2 protein-coding genes are annotated in these 3,743 nt (G+C 44.1%); both read left to right on the top strand.

Annotated elements, in window-relative coordinates; genetic code table 11:
• The coding region (locus tag GXO74_10410) for a divalent metal cation transporter (GenBank protein NOZ62082.1) at positions 1-1,014 on the top strand (1,014 nt) is incomplete at its 5' end.
• A gap of 79 nt (positions 1,015-1,093) precedes the next feature.
• On the top strand, positions 1,094-3,703 hold the full coding sequence (locus GXO74_10405; protein ID NOZ62081.1) for a hypothetical protein: 2,610 nt from the start codon (positions 1,094-1,096) through the stop codon (positions 3,701-3,703).
• Positions 3,704-3,743 lie beyond the last annotated feature (40 nt).

The raw sequence follows: 3,743 nt of genomic DNA, 5'->3' as shown, positions 1-3,743 counted from the left end.
AGTTTCCGCGAACATTTTGGCAAAGGCATGGCAATTTTCGTGATGTTATCTGTCGTCATCAGCGAGTGGGTGGCTTTCATGGGTGTGATGGCTGTAATCACCGAAGTGGTCAAAGAATGGTCCCGGCCTTTGACGCCATCGGGCGAAGGGATAAATATGATTTTTTCTGCCATAGTTTTCGGTGGAATGATCTACTATTTTTTCTGGCGTGGCTCGCATCGGTTTTTTGAAAATGTGCTGATCATTTTTGTGAGCATCATGGGAATCAGTTTTATTTTGACAATGTTTATGGTCATTCCCGATCCCATGGTTGTGATTAAGGGCCTGGTTCCTTCCTTGCCGCATGAGTCAAACGCTGCTTTGCTCATTGCCGGTATGGTGGGCACAACCATGGGCGGTGTGCTCTATCTGATTCGTTCCATTTTGGTGCAAGAAAAGGGCTGGAAAATTGAAGATTTTAAAACAGAAAAGAGAGACGCTTTTATTTCTTCGCTGATGATGTTCGTTCTTTCCGCGGCAATCATGGCTTGCGCTGCCGGAACACTTTATCCGCTGGGTCTGGAAGTGAACAATGCCATCGATATGGTCAAATTGCTGGAGCCGTTGGCTGGGAGATTTGCGATTTCCATTTTTGTCGCCGGAATCATCAGCGCGGGACTGTCTTCGCTTTTTCCGCATATTTTGCTGGCGCCGTGGTTTCTGGCAGACATCACCGGTGCATCTCGAGACATGACCAAAAAACACAATCGCTTGATTGCCTTATTCACGGTCAGCCTGGGATTGGTTGTGCCGATTTTCGGCGGTAGGCCCGTTCTCGTAATGATTGTTTCGCAAGTTTTAGCAGCCATCGCGACTCCGTTAATTGTTTTGTTTATGCTTATTTTGCAGAATAAAAAGGAAGTTATGGGAGAATACAAGGCAAAACCTGGTTTTAATTTTGTTCTGGTTGTGATTTTCCTGTTCACGATTTTTATGGCGATTACCGGGATTGTTGGAATTAAAGGGATGATTTGAAGTTAATGTTGTTATACCCTTTCAAAGGTTCTGAACCTTTGAAAGGGTAAGCTTGAAGGGTTAACTCATTGAGGTGAAAATGGAAACCAAAAAGATAAATTTAATTGTTTTGCTTGTTTTGCTTTTTGTTTGTCGTTCTTTTTCAGCTGAAAAGCTCACTATTATCCCCCAGCCACAATCCGTAAAATTTACCGAAGGATTTTTTGAATTTAAATCCGGGAAAATAGCGGCTTTTCTTGCTGACGTTTCAAATCGGGAAGATTTATTCGCTTTTGCCGATTTGAAAAAAGTATTGCAGGACCAGTTTCAAATTGAACTAACAAAAACAAAAGACAAAAAAGCAGCTCAATTTTTTTTGATCAGTGATTTCAAAAAAATCGATCGGGATCTTTTTCAAAAAAAATGGAACGTTGACATTGATGAAAATATTAGCGACGAGGGCTATTATCTTTTCATTGACAAAAAACAAGTTGTTGCACTTGGAAAAAGTTCGACAGGGCTTTTTTATGCGATTCAGACGCTGAAACAAATTATTCGCCAGCAACAAGGTGAAAAACGATTGCCCTGCCTGGTCATCAAAGATTTCCCGACTCTCAAAATCCGCGGCGTTCTCGACGACATCAGCCGCGGTCCCATTCCCACGATGGAATTTTTCAAACGAAATATCGTTCGTTTTGCAGAATTGAAATTTAATGCGCTCGTTTATTACACGGAGCACGTGGTGCGTACGAAAAAGCACGGCGATTTTGCCCCGCCGGATGCGTTGACTCTCGAAGAAATCCGGGAATTGGATAAATTTGCCCGGAAATATCACATTGAGCTGGTGGGATGCTTTCAGTCCTTTGGCCATTTTGAAAAAATTCTGGAATTTCCCCAGTACGAACATCTTGGCGAGATGAGTACACTGCTGACTCCGACAAAAAAAGAAAGTTACCAACTTCTTTCGGACATCTATTCCGAAGTTGTACCGGCGTACAGCTCAAAGAATTTTTGCGTTTTGTGCGATGAAACCTGGGGTCTGGGAAAAGGCGCGAGCAAAGAAATTGTTGAAAAAAGGGGAATCGAAGCGGTTTATGCCGATCATGTGAATTGGATACAACAGGAGCTGGCGAAATACGGCAAACGCGCCTGGGTCGCCGCAGATGTGGCTCTTCAGCACCAGAAAATTCTCGATCTGCTGGATCACCGGATCATACTTCTGCCCTGGAATTACAGCCCTCGGGATTCTTTTGCCGACATGCTGGAACCAATTCGGGAGAGAAGTTTTGATTTTATCGTCACCACCGGCGTTTCCTGCTCCAGACGCATTTTCCCGGCTTTGAACACATCGCTTGTGAATATCAAGAATTTCATCCGCGACGGCATTCGTTACGGAACTTCTGGAAATCTGACCACAGCATGGGATGGCTTTGGGTTGAATTTTTTCTCCAATAATTGGTTTGGTCTCGCTTATGCCGCGGAAAAGAGCTGGACAGGTGTGGTGCAGGAAGACGGTGATTTTTTTGAAAGATTTACCGCAAATTTTTACGGCGATGATACGGGCATGTTGAGTTCGGCGCTGAAGAATTTGGCTTCAATGTTTCAGTTTTCCGAATTGCAGGGACTGGAGTGGACAGTGTTTTTCAAAAAAATTATTCCCGAAGCCGGAAAGAAGGCGCAATTGCCAGAGACGCAGTGGAATGAAATTCGCGAAATTGCCCGGCAAACGCTCGATTATTTGTCCCGCGCCAAAATCAAATTTCATCGCTCGGATTTAGATTATTTGAAATTTGCAACAAAGCAAATTGAACTTATGGCAGATTTCCGCTTGCAGCTTTTGTCAGCGGCAGAAAAATATCGCGAAGCATGTCTGCATCAATCGGATCGGGAAAAGACCAAAGAGACAGTGAATTTGATTTACTCTGATTTTTCCCAATTAGCTCATCGCTGGGGACAGATGAGAGAAGAATATCGAAAATTATGGCTGGGCGAGAACAGAAAACACTGGCTGGATGTCAATCTGGAAAAATTTGATCGTATGCAGCGCGATATTGAGGATGTTCTTCTCCGGCTGAAAAAAGCGGTAGCGCAATTCGAGAGCGGATATTATCTGCCGTCTCCGTTGGAAGTGAGATTGGCGGTAAAGCCGTTGACCGAGAAATTTTTCCGGACATGGCTTTTGTGCGGTAGTTTTCCCAATCCAAAGAAAAATAGTTTATTGCCTTCCCACGTGCCCAACAATTGCGTTGGCTTTGACACGGATTATTTAGAAGAAATTGGAGGCGAAAGAGCCGCTCATCCGATTCCCGGAGAGCTCGTCAAAAGACCGGACGGATCGGTTGTGGAGTGGAAGGTTGTCACTTCCAATCTGGGAGCGAAAATGGATTTATCCGACAAATTCGATAAAAAATTCAGGGTCGTGGCTTATGCCTATTGCACCATTTTCTCGCCCAAAGCGGACACTGTGACTGCGGGCCTCGGCAGCAACGATGGCATCAAAGTTTTTGTCAACGGAAAAAAAATATTTCAGGTGCACGAATTGCGCCTGGTGAAAATTGACGACAATGTCATTAAATTACCCCTTCGCAAAGGCGAAAATCACATTTTATTGAAAATCGACCAGGGCCGCGGTAGATGGGGATTTTGTTTCCGAATTATTGACAGGAAATTTCGCAATGAAGGGTATCGGTATGAGATTGGTGATTGGTGAGTGGTAATTAGTGAAAGATGATTCGGCTTAGCGTTGGCAT

The sequence above is a fragment of the Calditrichota bacterium genome (genome assembly GCA_013152715.1).
Taxonomy (GTDB): domain Bacteria; phylum Zhuqueibacterota; class Zhuqueibacteria; order Thermofontimicrobiales; family Thermofontimicrobiaceae; genus 4484-87.
Note: the sequence above shows the minus strand (reverse complement) of the source record. Positions and strands in the feature narration are given on the sequence as shown.

Bases quoted from the DNA above. Each gene is read 5' to 3' on its own strand.
- GXO74_10405 (NOZ62081.1), top strand. From the start codon at position 1,094: ATGGAAACCAAAAAGATAAATTTAATTGTTTTGCTTGTTTTGCTTTTT.